This window comes from Devosia sp. ZB163, assembly GCF_028613635.1.
GTDB lineage: Bacteria > Pseudomonadota > Alphaproteobacteria > Rhizobiales > Devosiaceae > Devosia_A.
On sequence record NZ_JAQRMY010000001.1, the window covers coordinates 1213161 to 1236031 of the forward strand.

The window sequence follows — 22871 nt, forward strand, 5'->3', positions numbered from 1 at the left end:
CAATGATGAGACGGCGGGACCTGAGCCCCGCTGTCGCGTTCGCCAGGTAGGTCAGGAATAGACACTCAGGATGACGTCGATGTCGGCTTCGTCCGTTTCATGCGAAACGAGCGTGTAGTCCTGCAGCACGTGCGTCTCGGACTCCGGCCCGCCGTTCCAAAGCTGGTACGGGATGTCGATGACGCGGCGGCCGATCGCTCCGATATCCAGAGCCATGCTCACCTGCAGGTAGGGATCGCGAGCCTTGACCAGTTCGAGGTTCTGCTTGGCGCCGTCGAAGCCGGCGATGAGCACGTTGTCGGGCCCCAGGCCGCTGTTCTGGTAGGCCGAACGGGCGCCGAGCGCGCCGTCGTCGGTGCAGCAGATGACGATCTTCATCTCCGGATGCGCCTGCAGCAGCGACTGCGTGGCCTTGAGCGCGTCGGGCGCACTAAGTGCCGTCGCTTCGAAGAATTTGGTTTCGGGGAGCTCGGCGAGGATCGCCTCACGGGTCGACTCGATGCGGTCGGTCACGACCTGGATGTTGGTCGCGGTGAGGAAACCGACCTCGGCCGAACCTCCAAGCTTTTCCTTGATGTGCTTGGCTGTGTACGCCCCGAGAAGGGCACCCGCTTCACGGTCGGCCCACTTGATGAACCCGTCTTCACCCTCGATGCGGTTCGCATAGGAAACAAAGAGCGCGTTTTGCTCATGCACCTTGGCGACGATCGGCGCCATGGCATTGGCATCAAGCGACAGCACGATCAGCGCATCAAAGCCCTGCGCCAGCCAGGTATTGACCTCGGCGAGCTGCTTCTGCGGGTCCATGCCCGAGAAGCTCTGCAGTACTTCGTAGCCGCGCTTGTCGGCTTCAGCCAGCGCAGAATTCATGAAGCCCTGAAAGTAGTCCGCCGCGCGATCCGGATGCGCGATAGCGATGCGCTTGCGCTCTTGTGCAACCACCGGAAGTCCAACGGACGCCACGCCGGCCACGGCGATGCCTGCTGCTGTCATTTTGAGAAGATCGCGACGCGTTACCGCGCGAGAAGCCTTGGTCCCCATACAAGTCCCTCCATCCAATACTGGCCATCCCAGTAGACGTACCGTAAATCGAGGGCTATCATATATCAACATTATCTTTCGTATATGATAGGACGCGAGCGTGAATCTCAAAGGTAAGGTTGCCGTCGTCACCGGCGCGGGCCGTGGACTAGGGCGCCATGTAGCCCTGCGGCTAGCGGCACTCGGCGCCGACGTGGCGCTGATCGCGCGAAGCGTCGCACAACTCGATGATACGGCAGCGGTCATAGCCGGCATGGGCCGGCGCGCTGCGGCACTTCCCTTCGACCTCTCCCGGGAACAGTCCCCAGACGTCATCCGTGCGGCCGTGGAAGAGGCGCTCGGCCGTCCCGCCGTCCTCGTCAACGCCGCGGGGATTTTCGGTCCGCTTGCGCTCGTCCAGGATGGCAACCCGGCGGCATGGATCCAAACCATGACCGTCAATATGCTCAGCCACTACGTGACCTGTCGTGCCTTTGCCGGCGGTATGGTGGAGGCGGGGTGGGGCCGAATCGTCAACGTGTCGTCGGCTGCGGCACTGCTCACGCCCGGTCCGGCTGACAGCGCCTATGCGACGAGCAAGGCGGCGCTCAATCACTTCACCCGCCACCTTGCCGCCGAGCTCACCGGCACTGGCGTTACCGCCAATGTCATTCATCCCGGCGATGTGAAGACCGACATGTGGGCCGACATTCGCATTGAAGCGGACCGCCTGGATGACAAGGGCGCGGTGTATCGAGGCTGGGCGGAGTGGGTCGGTTCGACCGGCGGTGACGATCCCGACAAGGCAACGGACCTGATTGCTCGCCTGATGGACCGCGAAGCAGACGCCATCAACGGCCGTTTCCTATGGATCGAGAACGGCCTCAGAGAGCCAATCGCGAGCTGGTAGGAGTCACGGATTGTATGGCACGCGATGTCCCCTTGTGCGATCGGCTGCCTGGTCAAGGCGTTCGACGGTCCATTCACCCTCACCGCGCCAGCTGACGCTTTCCGATGCGTCGGTCTATCCAGAGGACAATGATGCTCGTTGCGACGACGCTGGCGGCGCCTAGCGCCAGGGACACGGCGAGGCCGTGGGTGTGCAGCGTGAGGCCGATGGTGACAAAGCAGCTTACGAACGAGAACCACGACAGCACGCTGCCCCGGAGCAGGGCCGTCGCGGCCTTGGCGCCCCATTGGTGATGCGTGAAGCTGACGACCACGGTCGAGACCACGGGGAAGGTGCCGATGATGCCGCTGGATATCGGCCCGAGCCATCCTGCAGCGGTGGTGATCGCCAGCGTCAGGAGCGCTGCGGCGAGCATGCGCAGCCACAGGTCCCACCATGGCGGCGGCGCCTTGCCCACCGTTTGCTGTGCGCGCGGCATGATGAGGACGGCAAGGATCAGCGCGGCATAGGCTGCGAGCGCAGCGCCGGCGAGCCCGCCGCCGATCAGGCTGATGGCGAACGAGGCGATGAAGAAGGCGAGGAGCGCCGCGGACAGCGCGCCGGGCCAGGTGGTACGCCTTGCCGCCGCGGCGTAGACGAGGGCGAACGCGACGACGCCGACGAGGCCGAAGAGGATCCCCACCGTGGCGCGCTCGGCGAAATCGAGGCCCTGATCGAGCGCGAGGAACAGGAAGATCGGCCCGGTGGACAGCGGGAAACCCACTACGATCCCGCCGATCGTGGGCCCCCAGCGGCGGGCGACCAGGGTTGCGAGCGCAACGAGCGCCGGGGCGAGCACGAGCTTCAGCAGCAGGAGCATTGACGTCCTTTTCCCGGCCGTGCCCCGGCCTTGAAGCGCGCGACGGGCATGGTACTTACCCGAGTATTCACCGCCCGCAGGAAATCTTCCATGGCCGACAAGCTACCCAACGACCTCTTTCTTCCCGAGGAAAAGAAGGCGTGGTTCAACCACGACCGTTTCGGCATGTTCATCCACTGGGGCATCTATGCGCTCGCGGCGCGGCACGAGTGGGTGAAGAGCCGGGAAGAGATCGACGATGCCGGCTACCAGAAGTATTTCGACCACTTCGATCCCGACCTCTACGACCCGCGCGAGTGGGCCCGCCGCGCCCGCGAAGCCGGGATGAAATATGTGGTGCTGACGGCCCGGCACCATGACGGCTTCTGCCTGTGGGACAGCAAGGTCACCGACTACAAGGCGACCAGGACCGCTTACGGCCGCGACCTCCTGAAGCCGTTCGTCGAGGCGTTCCGCGCCGAGGGGCTGAAGATCGGCTTCTACTATTCGCTGCCCGACTGGCATCACCCCGACTTCACCATCGACATGTACCACCCGCTGCGCAACCGCGAGAATGTGGCCGAGCTCAATGCCGGGCGCGACATGAAGCGCTACGCGCAATACCTGCGCGACCAGGTGACGGAGCTGCTCACCGGCTACGGCCAGATCGACATCATCTGGTTCGATTTCAGCTACCCCGGCCGCACCTACAAGGGGCTGCCGGGGAAGGGTGCCGCCGATTGGGAAAGCCTCGAGCTGCTGAAGCTTGTGCGGAGGCTCGCGCCCGACATCATCGTCAACAACCGGCTGGACATCGAGACCGAGGTTCCGGACGTGCTGACGCCCGAGCAGTACACGCCGCGCACCCCGCCGACGATCAATGGCCGCCCGGTGACGTGGGAGATGTGCCAGACCTTCTCGGGATCGTGGGGTTACTACCGCGACGAGGACACCTGGAAGAGCCCGGAGCAGTTGCTCCAGATCCTGATCGACGGGGTGTCGCTGGGCGGCAACCTGTTGATGAATGTGGGGCCGACCGGCCGCGGGACATTCGACCAGCGCGCCATCGACGCACTCGAGGCCTATGCCGGATGGATGAAGCTCCATAGCCGCGCCATCTACGGCGCCGGCCGCTCGGATTTCGAGGCTCCGGATGGCTGCCGGCTGACCCAGCGCGGCAACCGGCTGTACCTGCACATCTACAACTGGCCCAACCGCTTCGTGCACCTCGACGGGCTGGCGGGCCGGGTTCGCTATGCGCAGCTGCTGCACGATGCGAGCGAGGTGAAGTGGATCGGCGCCAGCGACGATCCGCACTTCGTGCCGCCCGTCGGCGAGACCACGCTCACCCTCGACCTGCCGGTGAAGAAGCCGGATGTGATCGTGCCGGTGGTCGAGCTGTTCCTCAAGGACGCCTGACGGGACGGCCGGCTCTGCCGGCCGCATATCGACGGCTAGGCGTTTGCCTTTGCGGTGTGACCGGCAACCGAGGTGATGATGCGCTGCACCATGGCCTCGTCGACGGTAACATTGGCGCTCCGCAGCGCCAGGACGATCGCGCCCACGGAGCCATCCTTCACGAGGCGGATGTCCGGCGTCTGCCCGGCGGCGCGGACAATGTCGCTGATGGCCGCCGGCAGGCCGGTGAGATGCGCGACGACGCCGCCGCCAAGGCCGACGGGGCCGGGCATGCCAGGATCGAACACCATGCGGAAGTCCTGCAGCAGGTAGGCCTCGGCCTCGGCGAGGAGCCGTGCCGCCACGGGGTCGGTGCGGTTGGCGATGACCAGCGGCGCAAAGCGCGCAAGTTCGATCGGACGCATGGCGTAGATGGCGTCGACGAAGAGGCGGAGCGGCTCCGGGCGGCTGTCCGAACCGCGATCGTCGGACCAGGGGATGTCGAACGAGCCGAGCAGGGCGCCGGTCAGCGCCGTCCTCTCGCCGCGGCCCTCGATGGCGGCGGTGACCGCACGCGCCGCCTGGTGACCCAGCCAGTAGCCCGACCCGGCATCGCCCAGGAGCCAGCCGGCAGCATCGATCACCGCGTCGATCTCGCCATCGCGCAGTCGCACGGCGCCGGCGCCGGTGCCGCACACGATGCAGTAGCCATTGGTGGCGGAGGTGACGGACGCCAGCATGGCCTGCAGGTCGCCGGTGAAGATCAGTGGACCGGCAAGGCCCAACCGGGCGAGGCCCTGCTGGAGCCGGGCTTCGGCGATGAGGACCGCCGGGCCAGCCATGGCAAGCAGAACAAGTTCGATCCTGAGCGATGGGAGGCCGGCATCGGCGATGGCCGCCGCGGCTGCGGCAATGATCGCATCGGCCGCGAGGTCAGGAGGATTGGAGCCCGGATTGCCCCCGCGATTGCGGCCCTGTCCCAGGCAGTTTCCGGCGTGATCGACGAGCGTGGCGCGCGACGTGGAGCCACCGACATCGATGGCGAGCAAGGCTGTTGTCATTCGCTATCGGACCGCTTGCAAAGGGCAAACTTCATGAATAAGAATTGTTTTCAACTTTGGGTCACAGGTTCTGATAGCGATTTTCAAGGCACCGGCTGTATCATAGATGACCGCCCTCGCAAACACGTTCAAAGTCCTGGACCGGATCGAGACTTACCAGTCTCAGATGCCGGCGACGATGGGCAAGATTGCGGCCTTCCTGCGTGAAGATCCCAAGGCGCCGTTGACTTTGTCGATCACCGAACTTGCTGAGCGTGCCGGGACGTCGCCAGCCAGCGTCACGCGCTTCTGCCGTATGCTCGGGTTCGATGGCTACTCGCAGCTTCGCGTCGATATTGCCGAGGACGTGGGCCGCGGCGGGGCCAAGGCGGCCTGGATCGCCGATATCGGCCGCTCGCTCGGTCCGGACGATCCGCCGGATGGTATCCGGAACACCCTGCTCAATACGCACATCCGGTCGCTGCAGCGGACCGCCAGCCTGCTCGATCTCGATACGGCGATCCGCGTTGCGGCGGCCATCGTCAAGGCGCGGCAGCTCGATGTCTACGGGGTGGGCGGCAGCGCCCTGACGGCGCTGGAGACCGAGGCGCGGCTCTACCGGATCGGCGTCAACGTCCACACCTGGGCCGAGGTCCACAACGGGCTGACCAGTGCCGCCATCCTCGATGAGCACTGTGTCGCCGTCGGCATCTCCAACACCGGCCGCACCGAAGAAACCATCCAGATGCTGACGGTCGCCAAGGCCTCGGGCGCTCACACGGTTGCCATCACCGGCAACCCGGATTCGCCGCTGGCGCGGCTGGCCGACGACGTGCTGATCGCGGCCTCGCCCGACGGCTATCTGCAGCCGGCCGACCTCTCGGCCCGCCACTGCCAGCTGTTCGTCGTCGATCTGCTCTACCTGCTGATTGCCCAGTCGAACTTCGAGCGCACGACGCGGCTGCTCGCCGCTTCCGGCGCGGCCGTCGCGCCTCGCCGTCGTCCGATGCGCGGCGGCGGTCTGCCCCAGGCTTCCGTGTCACGTGACGAACTAACCAACCGAACCGAGTGAACTAATGACCGACCTGACTGAGCAGTTTCACACCGAAGTCTCGACGCGCCTCGCCAAGCTCGTGACGGACAAGTCGATCGACGACGCCATCGCGCTGGTGACCGATGCGGTCGCGGCCGGCGGCGTGGTGCAGGCCTTCGGCACCGGTCACTCGGAAGCCTTCGCCATGGAGATCGCCGGCCGTGCCGGTGGCCTGATCGCTTCCAACCGTATCCCGCTGCGCGCCCTGGTGCTGCGCGGCGGCGAGGACATCTCGATCCTCGGCGGCGCGGCGCTGGAGCGCGATCCGACCGTCGCCGACCGGCTGCTGTCGCTCTTCGACATCGACAAGAACGACATCTTCATGATCGCCTCGAACTCGGGCGTCAACGGCTCGATCGTCGGCCTCGCGCTCGCCGCCAAGGCCCGTGGCCACAAGGTGATCGCGGTGACCAGTTTCGACCACACCAGCAAAGTCACGCCCAAGCATCCGAGCGGCAAACGCCTGAAGGACGTGGCCGATATCGCCATCGACAACCTCGCTCCATTCGGCGACAGTACGCTTGAACTGGAGGGTGGCATGGGCGTGGGCGCCGTCTCCTCAATCACCGCGGCATTCATTGCTCAGCGCGTCACCATCGGGGTGGCGCAGGCGCTGATCCAGCGCGGCAAGAAGCCGCCGCTCTACATCTCTGCAAACATACCCGGGGGCGATGAGCACAATCGTGCCCTCGAAGATCTTTACGGCAAGCGTATCCGCGGGGAATCCTGAGGGATTGCGAAGCGCTTGGCGTGGGGCCAACGACTAAGTACTTGGAGAAGGGAAGAAACTAAATGTTCAACAAGCCCATCGATCGCCGCAGCTTCTTGCTCGGCACGACGGCCCTGGCGGCGGCAGCGCCGTTCGGCGGACTGCTCGGCTCGACCAGCGCGCTCGCACAGGACGCTGCCAATCCGTTCGGCCTTGCCGAAGGCTCGACCGTTGACGCCGTGATCTTCAACGGCGGCTACGGCATCGACTATGTCGAGTTCGCTGCCAACCTCATGCAGAAGAACCACCCGGGCGTCACCGTGAAGGTGTCGCCCTCGACCCAGATCGCCCAGGAACTGCAGCCGCGCTTCCTCGGTGGCAACCCGCCGGATCTGATCGACAACTCGGGTGCCCAGGCCATCGGCTTCTCGGCCATCATCGACCAGCTCGAGGACATGAACTCGGTGCTCGACGCTCCGAGCCTCGAAGGCGTCAAGATCCGCGACACCCTCGTGGGTGGCGTCGAAAAGCCCGGCACCTTCGGCGACAAGTTCATCGCGCTCAACTACGTGATGACCGTCTACGGCATCTGGTACTCGGCTCAGCTGTTCGAGGACAATGGCTGGACTCCGCCGACCACCTGGGCCGAAGCCATCGAGCTCGGCAAGGTCGCCAAGGAGAAGGGCATCTACCTGTTCGGTTGGGGCAAGGAAGCCGCGACCTACTACCGCACGACCGCGGTTGCTTCGGCGATCAAGGCAGGCGGCGACGAAGTGCGTCTCGCTGTCGACAACTTCACTCCGGGCTTCTGGTCGCATCCCGCGTTCCAGGCGGTCTTCACCTCGCTCTACGAGATCATCCAGGGCGGCATGATGAAGCCGGGTGGCGCTGGTACCCAGTTCACCGCTGCGCAGGCGCAGTGGTCGAACGACCAGTCGTTCCTGCTCTACCCCTCGGGCTCGTGGATCGAGAACGAGATGAAGCCGGCGACCAAGGAAGGCTTCCGGATGACCGGTATGCCGGAACTGTCCGTCGACGAGAACGACAAGCTGCCCAAGACTGCTCTGCACGCCACCGCAGGCGAGCCGTTCATCATCCCGCTCGGGGCGCTCAACCTTGCCGGTGGCAAGGAACTGCTCCGCACGATGCTGTCGAAGGAAGCCGCGTCGAACTTCGCCAAGACCAAGCTCGCACCGACCATCGTCAAGGACACCGTTCCGGCTGACGGCTTCGGTTCGACCGCTCTCGTCTCGCAGAGCAAGCTCCTGGCCGACGCCGGCAGCGACGTGTTCACCTGGAACTCGTTCGACCTGTACGGCACCAACCAGGACGAACTCGTCGTCTGGAACAGCTTCCTCGACGGCAAGCTGGACGTGGCGGCCTTCACCGCTGCACTGGAGGCAATCACCAGCGCAGTCTACAATGACGCCTCGGTCACCAAGGTCCTTGTAGAGTGATGGAAGGCACGATGGCGAGAGCACCGGTCGCTACAAACCGGTGGAAGTTGCCGAGTTTAGAGAACACCAGCTTCGCGCTGGTGTTCCTCGGCCTCCCGCTGGCTATCTATGTGATCTTCGTGATCTCGCCATTCGTGCAGGCCTTCTACTACTCGATGACCGACTGGACCGGCTTCTCGAAGAACATGAACTTCGTGGGGCTGGCCAACTATGCGGCGCTTCTGCAGGACCCGGTCTTCACCAAGGCTGTCTACAACAGCATTGTGCTGGTCGTGGTCCTGCCACCGCTCGTCATCATCCTGGCGCTGACGCTGGCGACGCTGGTCACCGTTGGCGGGGTGACCCGAGGCCAGATCCAGGGGCTTCGCCACGCGGGCATCTACCGCGTCATCTCGTTTTTCCCCTACACCGTCCCGGCGATCGTCATCGGCATCCTGTGGGCGCAGATGTACGACCCCTCGAACGGGTTGCTGAACGGCATCCTGACGCTGTTGGGGTTCGATTTCTTCAAGTCGTTCGCCTGGCTGGGCGACGAGCGCACCGCCATGGGCGCATCGATCTTCGTGATCGCCTGGTCGATGGTCGGCTTCTACATGGTGCTGTTCGTCGCAGCCATCAAAGGCCTCCCCTCCGAGGTCTACGAAGCCGCCCGCGTCGACGGGGCAGGGCGCTTCCGCACTGCCATCAGCGTCACCGTGCCGATGATCCGCGACACGATCCGCACGGCCTATATCTACCTTGGCATCCTGGCACTCGACGCCTTCGTCTACATGCAGGCGCTGAACCCGAGCGGCGGGCCGGCCAACTCCACCGTCGTGATTTCGCAGCACCTGCTGAACACCGCCTTCAAGAAGGGCAAGTTCGGTTACGCGACCTCCATGGGCGCCACGCTGGCGATCATCACGCTGGTGTTCGCGGCGCTGGTGTTCTTCGTCTTCTGGTGGACCGGCCGCCCTGCCAAGTCGGAGCGGGCCAGTTCTGCTGCTGCATTGCCCGAGCTTCGCCCTGTGCCGATCGCAGCGCCGGCAAAGCCCGCCAAGTCAGCCGGCCAGCTCGAGCACCCGGTGGCCAGGAAGACCTTCTGGACGGACAAGACCGTCGCCACGATTTCGCACGTCGCCCTGATCGGGTGGGTCGTCATCATCTGCGCCCCGCTGCTCTGGGTGCTGATGAGTTCGTTCAAGACGACCCAGCAGATCTTCGCCTCGCCCTTCACGCTGCCCACCAGCTTCAACTTCGACAACTACATCTCGGCCTGGACCACGGCGAGCATCGGCACGTACTTCGTGAACACGGTGATCGTCGTCGGCTGCGCGCTCGTCATCGTGATGCTGCTCGGCGCCATGTGCGCCTATTATCTCGCGCGCTATGAGTTCAAGGGCAGCAAGGTCATCTACTACCTGATGCTGGCGGGTCTCACGTTCCCGATCTTCCTCGCCGTGGTGCCGCTGTTCCAGACGCTCAAGGGCTTTGGCCTCTTGAACACGTTCCCCGGCCTGATCATCACCTATGTGGCGTTCGCGCTGCCATTCACGGTGTTCTTCCTCTTCGCGTTCTTCAAGACGTTGCCGCAGGAGATCGCCGAGGCGGCCATGATCGATGGCGCGGGCCCGTGGCGGATCTTCTTCACCATCATGCTGCCCATGGCCAAGCCGGGGATCGCGTCGGTCGCGATCTTCAACTTCCTCGGCTTGTGGAACCAGTTCCTGCTGCCGATCGCGCTCAACACCAACACCGCCAACTATGTGCTGAGCCAGGGCATGGCGTCATTCGCCTCGCAGGCCGGCTACGCGGTCAACTTCGGCGCCCTGTTCGCCGCCGTCGTGATCACGGTGCTGCCGGTGCTGGCGACCTACATCATCTTCCAGCGGCAGCTGCAGGGTTCGGTGTCGTCGGGACTGCTGAAGTAGCGGCCAACTCACAAGCTAACCAGCCCGCGCGCATACTTTCGCGCCCGGGCTGGTGGCCATCCTGCTGAACTGAGGGCCGGCGCTTTCGCCTGACCTCAGCCCACCTCGACCACCGATCGGGCAGCTTTCGTTGCCGCACCAACCAGCGCCTCGGCGGACCCCTGCGCGAACGCTGCCGGCGCCTCCTCGACTTCGTAGCCCCCGGCGGAATAGGCCCCGATGGGCGGGATATATCCCGGCACCCCATCGGAGGCCCCGCCCCATCACCCGGACGGGCCGGGGGGATGGTGCGGGGGATGGCGCGATTACTCGCTGGCCCAGTTGCCGTACATGATCGGCATCAGGCCGACGATGGACTTGAAGCGCTCCCAACTCTTGCGCTCGGGCAGGGTCCAGCCGGACTCGGCGATGGCGGAGAGGCGCGGGAAGACCAGGCGGTCGAAGATGGCGCGGTCGGTCATGCTCTCGGACCAGATGCAGCTCTGGATGCCCTTGAGGTGCTTGAGCCCCTCTTCGCTGAAGCCCGCACGGGCTTCGAACTCGTAGGTTTCCTGGGGGCCCGACCAGCCGGCCCAGCCGGCGCCCGGCTCGGCCCAGGAGACGCCGTTGGCCATGTCGAGATAGTAGCGCTGGGCGGGCGAAACGACGATGTCGAAGCCGCGCTCGGCCAGGGTCGCGTTGATCTCCACATTGCGCCAGCCGACGACGTAGGACTTGTCCTTGGCCACCGCGTCGCCATGTGCGGCTTCTTCCCAGCCGCCGGTGATGGCGCCCTTGGAGGCGATGTACTTGTGCACGCGCCTGATGAACTCGGCCTGGAGGATCGCGGTGGGCGAGCCTTCGATCTCGTCGGCGCCGTGATGATTGCCGAGCTGGTTGAACTGGGCCTCGTGCTTCTTGCGCATGGCGGGGCCGGCCATCTTCTCGATCATGTCGAGCGCCAAAGGCGAGCCCGACCAGGCGGCCAGCGGCACTTCGTCGGCACCCAGGTGGAAGATGCCGGCCGGGAACAGCTCCAGCACCTCGTCCACCACCTTTTCGACGAACCGGTACACCGGCTCATGGGCGGGGTTGAGGCTGTTGTTCGGGAAGCCCTGAACCGACTGGTACTCGCCCTTTTCATCGGGGTCGCGCAGTTCCGGCACCGCCTTCAGCGCAGCGTAGAAGTGGCCCGGCATGTCGATTTCCGGGATGACGGCAACACCCAGGTCGTCGGCGAGAGCAACGATCTCGCGGACGGCCTTCTTGCTGTAGTAGCCGCCGGTCGGCTGCGGGCCCGAGCCCAGCAGCGGCGGCAATGCCTTGCCGTGACCGCGCCATGCGCCAACCTCGGTGAGGGCCGGATAGGCTTCGATCTCGAGGCGCCAGGCCTCGTCCTCGGTCAGGTGCCAGTGGAACTTGTTCATCTTGTTCCAGGCCATGAGGCGGATGAAGCGGGTGACCTCGGCGGCGGTGTAGAACTGGCGGGCGACGTCGAGGTGGCTGCCGCGAAAGGCAAAGCCAGGCTCGTCGCTGATGGTGCCCGCAGTCGGGAAACTGAAGGTCGTTGGATGCTGGCGGGCGCCCCTGAGGATGTGCCCCAGGGTCACGAGACCATAGAACAGGCCCGAGCGCGTCGTGGCGGACACCGTGGCGCTGTTCTGGGCGAAGGCGATTTCATAGGCTTCGGCGCCGAGGCCCGGCCTTTCCACCACATGCACCGGCATGCCGGCCTCCGAGGCCGGGCGCACGATGGCTTCCACCGGGAAGAGTTCGGCGGTGAGATCGGCGAACGCCGCCGCTGCCCGCTTCGCGAGTTCGCCCACGGGCTTCAGATCGAGGCCCGGCGGAGCGATACGGCTGCCGGTGGCCGCGACATTCTGGGGCCAGGGGGATGATCGAGAAGGGGGCAGCGTCGGTCAATCGATCCATCCGCGATGTGCTCGACACCGTTGGCCCCGGCATCAGCCGGGCTGCCCAGCCGCCAGCGGATGACGGCGACGTGCGGTTCGAACCCAGGCTCTATCGGGAGACCATGGTCGCGGCCATGGTCGAAAGCCTGCGGCTTTGGCGCGTCGCTACAGGAGAATCGAAGTTTGAACTGGCGGAGCGGAGCGGGATCTGGCGGGTAAGCCTGGACCGGTCTTCGCTGCAGGCGCGCACGCTGGACAAGTACCTGCTGCTGGAGACGCTTCCCGTGCAGCCGCGCTGGCGCGACGTGGTCAACACGGCCGAGTTCGTGATCCACGCGGCGGGCGACAAGGCGGACAGGGCGTCACTGGTTCAGTTGCTCGACCTGCTGAAGCGTCTCATCCGCAAGTCGAGGAGCCCAGCCGAGGAGCTTGCCGATCCGCCGCAGCAAGGCTGACGAACGAGCGGTCGGCTCGACGAACGGCCCATGCTGACCGCACAACTACGGGATCGACTATCCGAGAAGGCTGGTGCTATCAGGCCTGAATGACTTCGCCGCTGCCTGAAGCCCCGCAAGGTCCCTTGCCCGCGATCGCCATCAGCGTCGAGAAACTGAGTGCTGCCTATGGCGGCAGGACGGTGCTCGACGAGGTCACGCTGCAGATTCCGCGCGGCACCAGCTTCGCGCTCCTCGGCCCCAACGGCGCCGGCAAGACGACCTTGCTCAACATCCTGAGTACGCTGCGCCGGCCCGATGGCGGGTCGGCGAGCGTCGCCGGGGCCGACGTGGTGCGGCAGCAGACCCTGGCGCGGCGTTCGCTCGGTGTCGTGTTCCAGGATTCGAGCCTCGACGACCGTTTGAGCGCCTGGGAGAACCTCGAGTTCCACGGTCTGGTCTATGGCATGGCGCCGAAACTGCGGCGCGAACGCAGCGCCGCGGTGCTGGCGCTGGTCGAGCTCGAGGACTGGCGCGACGACATCGTTCGCAGTTTCTCGGGTGGCATGCGGCGCCGGCTGGAAATCGCGCGCGCCTTGCTGCACGAGCCGCAGATCCTGTTCCTCGACGAGCCCACGGTCGGCCTCGACGCTCAGACCCGCCTCCGCATCTGGCGCTATCTCGATGAGATGAGACGGGAGCGCCAGCTGACCGTGCTCACCACCACCCACTACATCGAGGAAGTCGAGAGCGCCGACACGGTGTGCATCATCGACCATGGCCGGATCATCGCCGAAGGCTCGCCCGAGGTGCTGAAGAGCCGGCACGGCAGCCGGTGGCTGCATGTCGTGCCGCGCGACCAGGCGGCCCTCGATGCGATCCGGGCGCAGCGGCCCGACGCCCAGTTGCTGGGCCAGCATGGCCTGGCACTGCCGGCCGACGATGGGGCGATGACCGATGCTTTCCTGACCGCCTTCCGCGATCGCCTCACGGAAGTCCGCTTCCAGGATCCGACGCTGGAAAGCGTCTTCCTGTCGCTGACCGGCCGCCAGTTGCGCGACCGGGCAGATGGCGACCGCGATGCCGAGAGAGCCGCCGGCCGGCGGGGAGGCAGGCGATGAACACCTTCGTCATGGCGCTTCGCGGCCTCTACGGCGTGTGGCTGCGCGAGATCACCCGGGCCACCCGCGACCGGGCCCAGCTCATCGGCGGTATCAGCCGGCCGCTGATCTGGCTGCTGATCCTGGGGGTCGGTCTCAACCCGTATTTCCGCGGCGAAGTGTATGGTGAGGTGCGCTACGTCATCCCCTACACCTACCTGCAGTTCCTGTTCCCGGCGGTGATCGTCCTCAACATCATGTACACCTCGATCCAGTTCGCCGTTTCGGTGATCTGGGACCGCGAGTTCGGCTTCCTGCGCGAGGTGCTGGTCTCGCCCATGCCACGCTGGCTGATCCTCTTGGGCAAGGTGCTGGGCGGCGCGACCGTGGCCATGCTCCATGGCGGGCTGGTGCTGATCCTCGCCCGCTTCGCCGACGTGACGTTGAGCCTCGAGCAGACGGCGGTGGCGCTGGTGCTGATGTTCGTCCTCGCCTTCGGCCTCACCAGCTTCGGCGTGATCCTTGCCGCCCGGGTGCGCAGCTTCGAGGGGTTCGGGGTGTTCTCCAACACCGTGATCCTGCCGCTCTACTTCACCTCGAGCTCGGTATTCCCGCTCGATCCGGCGCTCACCCGGGCCCAGCAGGCGGTGACCTATCCCGAGTGGCTGGTGTTCCTCGTGCAGATCAATCCGATCACCTACGCGGTCGATGCCCTGCGCGGCGTGCTTATCAACTTCAACCAGTTTCCCCCGCTCTGGGGGCCCCTGGTCATCGTGGCGATGGCGGTCGTCTTCTTCATCATCGCCCTGATCGATTTCAACCGGCAATGAAACGGCGCCCGCATCGCTGGCTGCAGGCTGCCGTGAACCTCGCGATCGTCGTCGTGCTGCTCACGGCGCTGAGCTTCCTGCCGCCTGACACTTCGTTGAAGGACCGGCAGGCGGCGGGCGTCCTGAAGCTCTGCGTGCCGCCCAGCTATCCGCCGCTGGTCACCGGTGATCCGGCGCAGCCCGGCTTCGATGTCGAGCTCGTGGGTGCCGTCGCCGAGCAGCTCGGGCTGCGCCTCCTCGTCAACACGCTCCCCTCGATCGGCAGCGACTTCAATCCGCGCAACTGGTCGCTGACCCGTGGCCAGTGCGACGTCATCGCCGGCGGGCTGGCCGACACCGTGCAGACCCGCAGCTTCCTTCAGACAATCCCGACATCGGCGGAAACCGGCTGGGTCGGCATCTCCCCGACCGGGCAACTTCCGGCGGCGGGCGGCACCGTGGCAGTACTGCCCGGGACCAGCGGCCTCGACCGCCTTGCCCTCTCGGGTTGGCTCCGCGAGCAGCAGCTGGCGGTCGTTCCGACGCGCAACGCGCAGCAGTTCACCGAGGCGCTGCAGTCCGGCCGCGCGCAGGCGGGGATCACCGAGAGCTTCGTGGCGGGCGCGCTGAACCTGGGCCCGGACCAGCGCATCTTCTGGCTGCCGGACGATCGCTTTCCGCACTACCGGATGGCGCTGGGCATGTGGAAAGGCGACCAGACGCTGAAGACCGCCATCGCGTCGGCGCTCGGCGAGCTCGAGCGTTCGGGTGCGGTCGACGGCATTGAGTCTCGGTATTATGTCAAACAATACATAACATTGAGTCCGTGAATTGGCTTTGCGCACTCTCTGAAGCTAGGGTTGCGTAGCGTTCCGAACCGGCTTAGGCGAAGGTGTGGTTGACCCGCACTGACTAGGACGATCGTTCACACGGTACGTGCCAGTCACGGCCTACCGCGCCCCACAGAAGTCTTACCGCAAGACGCGCTCGACTCCATTCTCGGGAGGATCCCGTGCCTTTGAAATCCATATCGCTAGCCTTCGCCACGGCGTTCGTCGCCCTGGCCGGCAGCTCCGCCCAGGCGGGCGGTTTCACCGCAGAGCAGGCTGCCGCCGGTGAAACGGCGTACAATGCCAACTGCGCCCAGTGCCATGGCCGCCAGCTCGAAGGGACGGAAGCTCCGGCTCTCGTCGGGCCGGACGTCATGCAGAACTGGGACACCGCAGCCGGTCTGTTCGACTTCATCCGCGTGGCCATGCCGCCGTCGGCGCCTGGTCAGCTCGGTGATGAGACCTATCTCAACATCGTCGCCTACATCATGAAGTTCAACGGCGCCGAGCCGGGGGACAAGCCGTTGACCAACGATCCGGCCCTGCTCGCGTCGATCTCGCTGCCGGCCGAAACCGCCGCCGGTGCGTCGAGCGCTGCAGCTGCCGCACCCGCCGAGGCCACCCCGGAAGCAGCCGAGGCCGCACCGGCCGTGCCGCAGGCCTTTACCTGGGGCAAGCAGCTCCCCGGCGGCCCGGCCCCGGGCGCTCAGGGTGCCGCCGCTACGCCGGCCGCCCCCACCGTTCCGCAGGCCTTTACGTGGGGCAAGCAGCTCCCCACGGTTCAACCCGCTACAACCAAGTGATCTATGGCGCACCGATGTGCGCCGCTCTTAGGAGGTCTCGATGAAAATCGAACTGTTGAAGTCCATGATGGTCGCAACGACCGCGCTGGCGCTGATCGCCGGGCCGGCGTTCGCGCAGAACGTGAAGGAGAACTACGTTCCCGTCACGGACGAGATGCTCAAGAACCCGCCGCCGGAAGAGTGGCTGATGTTCCGCGGCAACTACGCCAACCAGGGCTATAGCCAGCTCGACAAGATCAACAAGGATACCGTCGGCAAGCTGCAGCTCGCCTGGGCCTGGCCGATGGCCGAGGCCGGCATCCAGGAAACCGCGCCGCTCGTGCATGACGGCGTGATGTTCCTGCAGACAAACAACAGCATCGTCGAGGCGCTCGATGCCAAGACCGGCGACCTGATCTGGACCTACCGCCACGTCCTGACCGAGCTGCCCGCGAGCTGGAGCTACCAGCTCAACCAGGCCCGCCGCCAGAAGAACTCGATCGCCCTCTATGGGGACAAGGTCATCCTCACCACCGCCGACGCCAAGATCGTCGTGCTGAATGCCGCCGACGGCAAGGTGGTGTGGGAGAAGCAGGTCCTCGATGTGCTGAAGGGCTACAGCTACACCGTTGGTCCGGTGATGGCCGAGGGCAAGATCATCTCCGCCATCTCGGGCTGCTCGATCGCCGGCACCGCCGGTGGTTGCTTCATCATGGCCCACGACGCCAATACCGGTGAGGAGCTCTGGCGCTTCAACACCATCGACGACCCCGAGAACCCCAAGCAGGGCGAGAGCTGGGGCGGTGTGCCGCCCGAGAACCGCTGGGGCGGTACGCCGTGGACGACCGGCTCGTACGATCCGGCGACCAAAACCACCTTCTGGGGCATCGGCATGCCGGGCCCGTACTCCGAGCTCATCCGTGGCTCGGGCGACGGCAGCGTGCTCTACACCAACTCGACGCTCGCCCTCGACACCGAGACCGGCAAGCTGAAGTGGTACTACCAGCACCTGCCGCGCGATAACTGGGACCTCGACAGCCCGTTCGAGCGTATCCTCGTCGACCAGGAAGTTGACGGCAAGACGCAGCACCTGCTGGTCACCGCCGCCGGCAAGAACGGCATCGTGTTCGCCCTCGACCGCGATACCGGCAAGTACCTGTGGCACAAGGAGACGGTGAAGCAGAACGTCGTCACCGGCATCGACGCCGATGGGACCGTGCACATCAACACCGACCTCATCCCGCAGGCCGTTGGTGAAGAAGACCTGATCTGCGCCTCGGTTTCGGGTGGCAAGCTCTGGATGACCGGCTCGTACAGCCCGCTCACCAAGGCCTACTACGTGCCGCTGACCGAAGCCTGCAACACCGTGGCTCCGACCCAGACCGAGTTCACCGCCGGTAACGCGGTGGGCGCGACCAAGTTCGGCCCGCGCGTGCTGCCGGAAGGCATCACCGATGCCGGCCTGCTCGACGCGGTCGACATCAACCCGACCCAGGGCGACCACAAGTGGCAGTATCGCAGCCGTCCCTCGATGACCTCGTCGGTGCTCGCCACCGCCGGTGGCCTCGTGTTCGGTGGTGACGCTGCACGCAACATCAACGCCTGGGACCAGGAGACCGGCGAGGTCGTGTGGTCGCAGCGCCTGAACGCTCCGATCGGCGGCTACCCGTCGACCTACGAGATCGACGGCGAGCAGTACCTCGTCGTGCCGACTGGCTACTCGAACGCGGCGAGCTCGATCTCCTCGGCCTTCCCGGAGATTCCGCTGCCGACCGGTTCGGGCAACTCGATCTTCGTCTTCAAGCTGCCCAAGAGCTGAGTTCAAGATCATAGCGAATGCGGAAGGGGCTTCGGCCCCTTCCTCTTTTCTGGAGACCGCCATGCTGAAATTCCTAGTGCCCGCGCTGCTGCTGCTTTCGACCGGCGCGACCATGGCGCAGACCTCCGGCATCCCGCCCGAGGAGCTGACCAACACCCGCCGCCAGGCCGGCGACACCATCAATGTCTGTTTCGACCGGACGAGCCTGGGCCGGCAGTTCGACGAAGCCGTGGCCAAGGCCCTGGGCGACGCGCTGTTCCTCGACGTCAAGGTCATCGAAGGCTTTGGCGGCTTCCCGCTCAACGGCGACGGTTTCATAGACGAGCTGACGCTTGCCATGAACAACGACTGCGACATGTTCATGGGCGTCTCGGTCTCGGAAAACACGCCGGTCTCCGATGCCTTCTCGATCACCCGCCCCTACGCCACCATCCCCTTCGTCCTCGCGGTCAAGAATCCGGATTGGCAGAGCCTGGGGGATATCCCCAAGGACCAGCGGCTCGGCACCGCCATGGCCTCGATGGGCGAGATGAACTACATCACCTGGGCGCAGCAGCGGGCCAAGCCCGAGCGCTGGGTGAGGCTGCCCTACGCCGATCCCGAGCTGATGGCGACCCGCGTGCTCGATGGCACCATCGCCGGCATGATCCTGTGGCAGCCGGTTCTCGCGCGCCTGCAGAAGGACCGGCCTGACGCCGCCGAACTGCGCGTCATCGCCAACGCACCGATTCCGGAATCGGAGACGCGCGTCGGCGCACTCGTCTCGAGCCGCAACAGCTTCCTGCGCAGCCAGATCGACCAGGCGATCGACGCGCTCGTCGCCGACGGCTCCATCGACGCATTGCTCAAGCAGTTCGGCTATGCGGGGCGTGCCGGCAGTTAGGCGTTGCCGACCAGCGTCACGTAGGGCAACACGGCGGCGCCGAGGCTGGGCACCAGCCCGGCGACGACCGCCGCGGTGACGACGGCAAGTCCGATCGACTCGTAGCGCGGCAGGCGCTTGCCCTGATCCGGCCGCACGGCCTGCCAGATCGCCCCGGCAGCGAGGCCCGGGATCGGCAGCAGGTTAAGCAGCACCGAGCCGGCCGCCACGAGCTGGAACTGATTGATGCCGTACAGCACGGCGTAGCCGCCGGTACGCGGCAGCATCAGTGCCAGCGGGCGCAGCAGGTCGGCTGCCGGAACCAGCAGCGCCATGGCGGCGAGGCCGCCCAGGACGACAAGCACCACGCCCCAGCCGCCTAACCGATTGCTCGCCGGCTCGTAGCGCAGCGGCCGCACCCAGCTCATCGCGAACAGGACGCCCACGGCGAGTCCCCAGACCGAAAGCTGCACGAACGGGTTCGGCGACAGCCGGCCATCGTACTGTGGACGCCTGTCCCCCATGAGCCGTGCGAGGCCCGCGAACAGCAACCCCTGCAGCCAGGCAAACACGATCACCGCGCCGATGCGCGATACGATCTCGCTCATGCTCAGGTCGCCAAGCAGCGTCATCCGGGGTCCCGTGTTCGTGCCGTGGCTCTAGCAGCGGAGCCGCGCCTTGTCGAACCTGGTAAGTATCGACTGGCTGTCGCCGGCCCTTCGTCGGTGGCGCCCGTCGCTGCTAAGGCTTTCTCTCGAGCGCGCGCGCTGCCATGACCATGTGCTGCTTCATCTCGTGAAAGGCCGCATCCGCGTCACGCGCCAACACTGCCGAGACGATCGCCTCGTGCATGCGCTGGACGGCATTGACCTCCTCGAGGTTCACCCGCAATTGCATGCCGCGCAGCGATGCATCCTGCATGGCGACGCGAATTGACTGGATCATGCGTTCGTACAGCGAGTTGCCGCTGGCCCGCGCGATCGCGACATGGAGGTCGGCGTCGAGCTGGCTGTAGCGCTGGGCATCGCCGAGCGCGGCGCGCATCTCGAGCAGCAGCGCCTGCATGGCGGTCGCGTCCTCGGCATCGTGGCGCTCCGCTGCCAGAGCTGCCGCCTCGCATTCGAGGCCCAACCTCAGCTCCATCAGCTCGATCACCGAGTTGGACGTCGTCTGCAGGGCGTGCGCGAAGAACACTTCGAGCGAGGTGCTGTTGAGCTGCCCCACGATGGCGCCCCGGCCGTTGAGGATTTCGACGATGCCGAGCCCGCGCAGGTTGCGCAGCGCCTCGCGCACGACCGGCCGGCTGACCCCGAGCAACTCCGTGAGCTTCGCTTCCGATGGAAGCGCCGAGCCCGGCTTGAGCTGCTGGGCGCGGATATGCTCGAGCAGCGCAGCCGTGGCCTTGTCGCCCAGCGTGGTGTTGTCGAGCCGCTGCAGCGTCAGTTTCGGTTCTGTCATGGTCGCGAAGGTAGTCCCGGCCGCCGCGACCCGTCAACCTGTATGACAGATTGACAGCGTTGGGCCGGGGTCAATACGGTTCGCCGCAAGGGAGATCACACATGCCTTCACGTTCCAACTCGCCACTCGACATCCTCAGGACCCGGCTGCACACGGCCGTCGTGGGGGACATCCTCGATGTCATGGGCCTGACGCGCCAGTTCCTGCCGCCGCAGATCCGTTCGCTCAACCCAGACCACGTCCTCGTCGGTCGCGCCATGACCGTGCTCGAGGCCGATTGCGCCACCGACCGGCTGGGGCATCGCGATCTGACCGATTCCTTCGGCATGATGTTCCGCGCGCTCGACTCGCTGCAGGCGGGCGAGGTCTACATCTGCACCGGCTCCTCGCCGCGCTACGCGCTGTGGGGTGAACTGATGGCAACCCGCGCCCGTGGCCTCGAGGCGGTCGGCGCTGTGCTCGACGGCTACCACCGCGACACGCGCGGCATAAAGGCGCTGGACTGGCCGGTCTTCTCGATGGGCGGCTACGCCCAGGACCAGCGGTTGCGCGGGCGCGTCATCGACTATCGCTGCCCGATCGAGTTCGGCAACGGCGCCCGCGTCGAGAACGGCGACATTGTCTTCGGCGACATCGACGGCGTCCTGATCATTCCCGCGGCGCGCCTGAACGAGGTGGTGGAGCTGGCGCTCGCCAAGGTCGACGGCGAGGAAAGGGTCCGCCTCATGATCGAGGCTGGCGGCTCGACCGAACGGATCTTCGACGAAACCGGAATCATGTGATCAGGGCCATGAAAAAGCTTCGCTCCAGCAACTGGTTCGGTGGCACCGGCAAGGACGCATTCATCCATCGCAGCTGGATGAAGAACTCCGGCCATCCGGAGGACATGTTCGAAGGCCGGCCGGTGATTGGCATCTGCAACACCGCCTCGGATCTAACGCCCTGCAACGCGCATTTCCGGCAGCTGGTGGAGCCGATCAAGCGGGGCATCTACGAGGCGGGCGGGTTCCCCGTGGAGTTCCCCGTCTTCTCGTGCGGCGAGTCCAACCTGCGTCCGACCGCGATGATGTTCCGCAACCTTGCCTCCATGGATGTCGAGGAAGCGATCCGCGGCAACCCCATCGACGGCGTCGTGCTGCTCTGCGGCTGTGACAAGACCACGCCGTCCCTCGTCATGGGCGCGGCGAGTTGCGACCTGCCCAGCATCGTGCTGTCGGGCGGCCCCATGCTCAATGGCATGTACAAGGGCCGCAAGATCGGCTCGGGCACCGACGTGTGGCGCCTGTCCGAGGAGGTGCGGGCCGGCACTCTCTCGATGGACGATTTCCTCGATGCCGAGAGCTCGATGTCGCGCTCTCCGGGCCATTGCATGACCATGGGCACCGCCTCGACCATGGCTTCGATGGTCGAAGCGCTTGGCCTGTCGCTGCCCGGCAACGCGGCTATTCCTGCCGTCGATGCCCGGCGGGCGCGCCTCGCCCATCTGACTGGCCGTCGCATCGTCGACATGGTGCGCGAGGACCTCACACTCTCGAAGATCCTCACGCGTGAAGCCTTCGAGAACGCCGTGAAGGTCAACGGCGCAATCGGTGGCTCGACCAACGCCGTGGTCCACCTCTTGGCCATCGCCGGTCGCGTCGGCGTCGATTTCACCCTCGACGACTGGGACCGCTTCGGGCGCGATGTGCCCACCATCGCCAACCTCATGCCATCGGGTGAGCACCTGATGGAGGACTTCTACTATGCTGGCGGCATCCCGGCGCTGATGCACACCATCCGCGACAAGCTGCAGCTTGGGGCGATGACCGTCACCGGACAGACCGTGGCCACCAACATCGAGGGCGCCACCGTGCACCTGCCCGACGTGATCAGGCCGCTCGACAATCCACTGGTCGAGGAGGGCGGCATGGTCGTGCTGCGCGGCAATCTCGCGCCCGGCGGCGCGGTGCTGAAGCCCTCCGCGGCGACCCCCGAACTGCTCGAGCATCGCGGCCGTGCCGTCGTCTTCGACAGCATCGAGGACTATCGCCACCGCATCGCCGATCCCGACCTGGAGATCACCGCCGACAGCGTCATGGTGCTCCGCAACTGCGGCCCGAAGGGTTACCCAGGCATGGCCGAGGTCGGCAACATGGGCCTGCCCGAAAAGCTGCTGAAAGAGGGCGTCCGCGACATGGTCCGCATTTCCGATGCGCGCATGAGCGGAACGGCCTACGGCACCGTCATCCTCCACACCGCGCCCGAGGCCGCAGCCGGCGGACCGCTTGCGCTGGTGCGTGAAGGCGACGACATCTCGATCAGCGTGGCGCGGCGCGAAATCACGCTGCATGTGGACGACGCGGAATTGTCCCGTCGACGTGCCGAATGGCAGGCGCCCAGTTTCGACGAGAGCGGCTATCGCGGCCTCTACCGCCGGCACGTGATGCAGGCCGACACCGGCGCCGACTTCGACTTCCTGCTCGGCTGCCGCGGCGCGCCAATTCCCGAAGAGAGTCACTAGACCGGGACAG

22 protein-coding genes are annotated in these 22871 nt (G+C 65.8%); 15 read left to right on the top strand and 7 right to left on the bottom strand.

The window, feature by feature from the left end:
• Positions 1–51: 51 nt before the first annotated feature.
• Positions 52–1113: a sugar ABC transporter substrate-binding protein gene (locus PRN20_RS06220; protein WP_337956235.1), complete on the bottom strand. Its 1062-nt coding sequence runs from the start codon at positions 1111–1113 to the stop codon at positions 52–54.
• Between the two features lie 28 nt (positions 1114–1141).
• Here PRN20_RS06220 and PRN20_RS06225 point away from each other — a divergent pair, with 28 nt between their 5' ends.
• Complete coding sequence (locus tag PRN20_RS06225; protein WP_273956369.1) at positions 1142–1930, top strand: SDR family NAD(P)-dependent oxidoreductase; 789 nt, start codon at positions 1142–1144, stop codon at positions 1928–1930.
• A 79-nt stretch (positions 1931–2009) separates the two neighbouring features.
• On the opposite strand, the gene PRN20_RS06230 is transcribed toward PRN20_RS06225, so the two are convergent.
• On the bottom strand, positions 2010–2789 hold the full coding sequence (locus tag PRN20_RS06230) for a DUF3147 family protein (RefSeq protein WP_273956370.1): 780 nt from the start codon (positions 2787–2789) through the stop codon (positions 2010–2012).
• 90 nt (positions 2790–2879) lie between these two features.
• Between PRN20_RS06230 and PRN20_RS06235 the strand changes: the two genes are divergently transcribed.
• On the top strand, positions 2880–4187 hold the full coding sequence (locus PRN20_RS06235) for an alpha-L-fucosidase (RefSeq protein ID WP_273956371.1): 1308 nt from the start codon (positions 2880–2882) through the stop codon (positions 4185–4187).
• A gap of 35 nt (positions 4188–4222) precedes the next feature.
• On the opposite strand, the gene PRN20_RS06240 is transcribed toward PRN20_RS06235, so the two are convergent.
• On the bottom strand, positions 4223–5227 hold the full coding sequence (locus tag PRN20_RS06240) for an N-acetylglucosamine kinase (RefSeq protein WP_273956372.1): 1005 nt from the start codon (positions 5225–5227) through the stop codon (positions 4223–4225).
• A gap of 106 nt (positions 5228–5333) precedes the next feature.
• On the opposite strand from PRN20_RS06240, the gene PRN20_RS06245 reads away from it, so the two are divergent.
• The 4 genes from PRN20_RS06245 to PRN20_RS06260 all read left to right on the top strand — a co-directional run bounded on the left by PRN20_RS06245 (position 5334) and on the right by PRN20_RS06260 (position 10375).
• Entirely contained in the window at positions 5334–6278 is a 945-nt protein-coding gene (locus PRN20_RS06245; RefSeq protein ID WP_273956373.1) for a MurR/RpiR family transcriptional regulator, read from the top strand.
• A gap of 4 nt (positions 6279–6282) precedes the next feature.
• A complete protein-coding gene (locus tag PRN20_RS06250) occupies positions 6283–7029 on the top strand; it encodes an SIS domain-containing protein (RefSeq protein WP_273956374.1) in 747 nt (248 codons plus the stop codon).
• Positions 7030–7091: 62 nt separating this feature from the next.
• Positions 7092–8465: an N-acetylglucosamine/diacetylchitobiose ABC transporter substrate-binding protein gene (ngcE, locus tag PRN20_RS06255; RefSeq protein ID WP_273956375.1), complete on the top strand. Its 1374-nt coding sequence runs from the start codon at positions 7092–7094 to the stop codon at positions 8463–8465.
• 11 nt (positions 8466–8476) lie between these two features.
• Positions 8477–10375 carry an ABC transporter permease gene (locus PRN20_RS06260; RefSeq protein ID WP_273956376.1) on the top strand — a complete coding sequence of 633 codons (1899 nt, stop codon included), beginning with the start codon at positions 8477–8479 and terminating at the stop codon, positions 10373–10375.
• 95 nt (positions 10376–10470) lie between these two features.
• On the opposite strand, the gene PRN20_RS06265 is transcribed toward PRN20_RS06260, so the two are convergent.
• Together PRN20_RS06265 and PRN20_RS06270 are read right to left on the bottom strand one after the other, a co-directional pair.
• Positions 10471–10617, bottom strand: a complete 147-nt coding sequence (locus PRN20_RS06265; RefSeq protein ID WP_273956377.1) for a hypothetical protein — start codon at positions 10615–10617, stop codon at positions 10471–10473.
• Positions 10618–10680: 63 nt separating this feature from the next.
• Complete coding sequence (locus tag PRN20_RS06270; protein WP_273956378.1) at positions 10681–12180, bottom strand: beta-N-acetylhexosaminidase; 1500 nt, start codon at positions 12178–12180, stop codon at positions 10681–10683.
• 68 nt (positions 12181–12248) lie between these two features.
• Here PRN20_RS06270 and PRN20_RS06275 point away from each other — a divergent pair, with 68 nt between their 5' ends.
• The 7 genes from PRN20_RS06275 to PRN20_RS06305 all read left to right on the top strand — a co-directional run bounded on the left by PRN20_RS06275 (position 12249) and on the right by PRN20_RS06305 (position 18924).
• Positions 12249–12722, top strand: a complete 474-nt coding sequence (locus PRN20_RS06275; RefSeq protein WP_273956379.1) for a hypothetical protein — start codon at positions 12249–12251, stop codon at positions 12720–12722.
• A gap of 89 nt (positions 12723–12811) precedes the next feature.
• Entirely contained in the window at positions 12812–13822 is a 1011-nt protein-coding gene (locus tag PRN20_RS06280; protein ID WP_273956380.1) for an ATP-binding cassette domain-containing protein, read from the top strand.
• Positions 13819–14631 carry an ABC transporter permease gene (locus tag PRN20_RS06285; RefSeq protein ID WP_273956381.1) on the top strand — a complete coding sequence of 271 codons (813 nt, stop codon included), beginning with the start codon at positions 13819–13821 and terminating at the stop codon, positions 14629–14631. Before PRN20_RS06280 ends, PRN20_RS06285 begins: the two co-directional genes overlap by 4 nt.
• A complete protein-coding gene (locus PRN20_RS06290) occupies positions 14628–15440 on the top strand; it encodes a substrate-binding periplasmic protein (RefSeq protein WP_273956382.1) in 813 nt (270 codons plus the stop codon). Before PRN20_RS06285 ends, PRN20_RS06290 begins: the two co-directional genes overlap by 4 nt.
• 182 nt (positions 15441–15622) lie before the next feature.
• Positions 15623–16243, top strand: a complete 621-nt coding sequence (locus PRN20_RS06295) for a c-type cytochrome (RefSeq protein WP_273956383.1) — start codon at positions 15623–15625, stop codon at positions 16241–16243.
• Positions 16244–16283: 40 nt separating this feature from the next.
• Entirely contained in the window at positions 16284–18041 is a 1758-nt protein-coding gene (locus tag PRN20_RS06300; RefSeq protein ID WP_273956384.1) for a pyrroloquinoline quinone-dependent dehydrogenase, read from the top strand.
• 61 nt (positions 18042–18102) lie between these two features.
• Complete coding sequence (locus tag PRN20_RS06305; protein ID WP_273956385.1) at positions 18103–18924, top strand: substrate-binding periplasmic protein; 822 nt, start codon at positions 18103–18105, stop codon at positions 18922–18924.
• On the opposite strand, the gene PRN20_RS06310 is transcribed toward PRN20_RS06305, so the two are convergent.
• Entirely contained in the window at positions 18921–19535 is a 615-nt protein-coding gene (locus PRN20_RS06310; protein WP_273956386.1) for a hypothetical protein, read from the bottom strand. The two genes, PRN20_RS06305 and PRN20_RS06310, sit on opposite strands and share 4 nt — an antisense overlap.
• Before the next feature lie 109 nt (positions 19536–19644).
• The gene (locus tag PRN20_RS06315; RefSeq protein WP_273956387.1) at positions 19645–20361 is read right to left on the bottom strand and encodes a FadR/GntR family transcriptional regulator; all 717 of its coding nucleotides are present in this window, start codon (positions 20359–20361) and stop codon (positions 19645–19647) included.
• A 101-nt stretch (positions 20362–20462) separates the two neighbouring features.
• On the opposite strand from PRN20_RS06315, the gene PRN20_RS06320 reads away from it, so the two are divergent.
• Together PRN20_RS06320 and araD are read left to right on the top strand one after the other, a co-directional pair.
• Complete coding sequence (locus PRN20_RS06320; RefSeq protein WP_273956388.1) at positions 20463–21143, top strand: RraA family protein; 681 nt, start codon at positions 20463–20465, stop codon at positions 21141–21143.
• An 8-nt stretch (positions 21144–21151) separates the two neighbouring features.
• Positions 21152–22861, top strand: a complete 1710-nt coding sequence (araD, locus tag PRN20_RS06325; protein ID WP_273956389.1) for an L-arabinonate dehydratase — start codon at positions 21152–21154, stop codon at positions 22859–22861.
• Positions 22862–22871: the final 10 nt, after the last annotated feature.

What these genes read in the sequence shown, in the direction of transcription:
- PRN20_RS06220 (WP_337956235.1), bottom strand. Translation starts at nt 1,113, where the DNA reads ATGTTGATATATGATAGCCCTCGATTTACGGTACGTCTACTGGGATGG.
- PRN20_RS06230 (WP_273956370.1), bottom strand. Translation starts at nt 2,789, where the DNA reads ATGCTCCTGCTGCTGAAGCTCGTGCTCGCCCCGGCGCTCGTTGCGCTC.
- PRN20_RS06235 (WP_273956371.1), top strand. Translation starts at nt 2,880, where the DNA reads ATGGCCGACAAGCTACCCAACGACCTCTTTCTTCCCGAGGAAAAGAAG.
- PRN20_RS06240 (WP_273956372.1), bottom strand. Translation starts at nt 5,227, where the DNA reads ATGACAACAGCCTTGCTCGCCATCGATGTCGGTGGCTCCACGTCGCGC.
- PRN20_RS06245 (WP_273956373.1), top strand. Translation starts at nt 5,334, where the DNA reads ATGACCGCCCTCGCAAACACGTTCAAAGTCCTGGACCGGATCGAGACT.
- PRN20_RS06250 (WP_273956374.1), top strand. Translation starts at nt 6,283, where the DNA reads ATGACCGACCTGACTGAGCAGTTTCACACCGAAGTCTCGACGCGCCTC.
- ngcE (WP_273956375.1), top strand. Translation starts at nt 7,092, where the DNA reads ATGTTCAACAAGCCCATCGATCGCCGCAGCTTCTTGCTCGGCACGACG.
- PRN20_RS06260 (WP_273956376.1), top strand. Translation starts at nt 8,477, where the DNA reads ATGGCGAGAGCACCGGTCGCTACAAACCGGTGGAAGTTGCCGAGTTTA.
- PRN20_RS06275 (WP_273956379.1), top strand. Translation starts at nt 12,249, where the DNA reads ATGATCGAGAAGGGGGCAGCGTCGGTCAATCGATCCATCCGCGATGTG.
- PRN20_RS06280 (WP_273956380.1), top strand. Translation starts at nt 12,812, where the DNA reads ATGACTTCGCCGCTGCCTGAAGCCCCGCAAGGTCCCTTGCCCGCGATC.
- PRN20_RS06285 (WP_273956381.1), top strand. Translation starts at nt 13,819, where the DNA reads ATGAACACCTTCGTCATGGCGCTTCGCGGCCTCTACGGCGTGTGGCTG.
- PRN20_RS06290 (WP_273956382.1), top strand. Translation starts at nt 14,628, where the DNA reads ATGAAACGGCGCCCGCATCGCTGGCTGCAGGCTGCCGTGAACCTCGCG.
- PRN20_RS06300 (WP_273956384.1), top strand. Translation starts at nt 16,284, where the DNA reads ATGAAAATCGAACTGTTGAAGTCCATGATGGTCGCAACGACCGCGCTG.
- PRN20_RS06305 (WP_273956385.1), top strand. Translation starts at nt 18,103, where the DNA reads ATGCTGAAATTCCTAGTGCCCGCGCTGCTGCTGCTTTCGACCGGCGCG.
- PRN20_RS06310 (WP_273956386.1), bottom strand. Translation starts at nt 19,535, where the DNA reads ATGACGCTGCTTGGCGACCTGAGCATGAGCGAGATCGTATCGCGCATC.
- PRN20_RS06315 (WP_273956387.1), bottom strand. Translation starts at nt 20,361, where the DNA reads ATGACAGAACCGAAACTGACGCTGCAGCGGCTCGACAACACCACGCTG.
- PRN20_RS06320 (WP_273956388.1), top strand. Translation starts at nt 20,463, where the DNA reads ATGCCTTCACGTTCCAACTCGCCACTCGACATCCTCAGGACCCGGCTG.
- araD (WP_273956389.1), top strand. Translation starts at nt 21,152, where the DNA reads ATGAAAAAGCTTCGCTCCAGCAACTGGTTCGGTGGCACCGGCAAGGAC.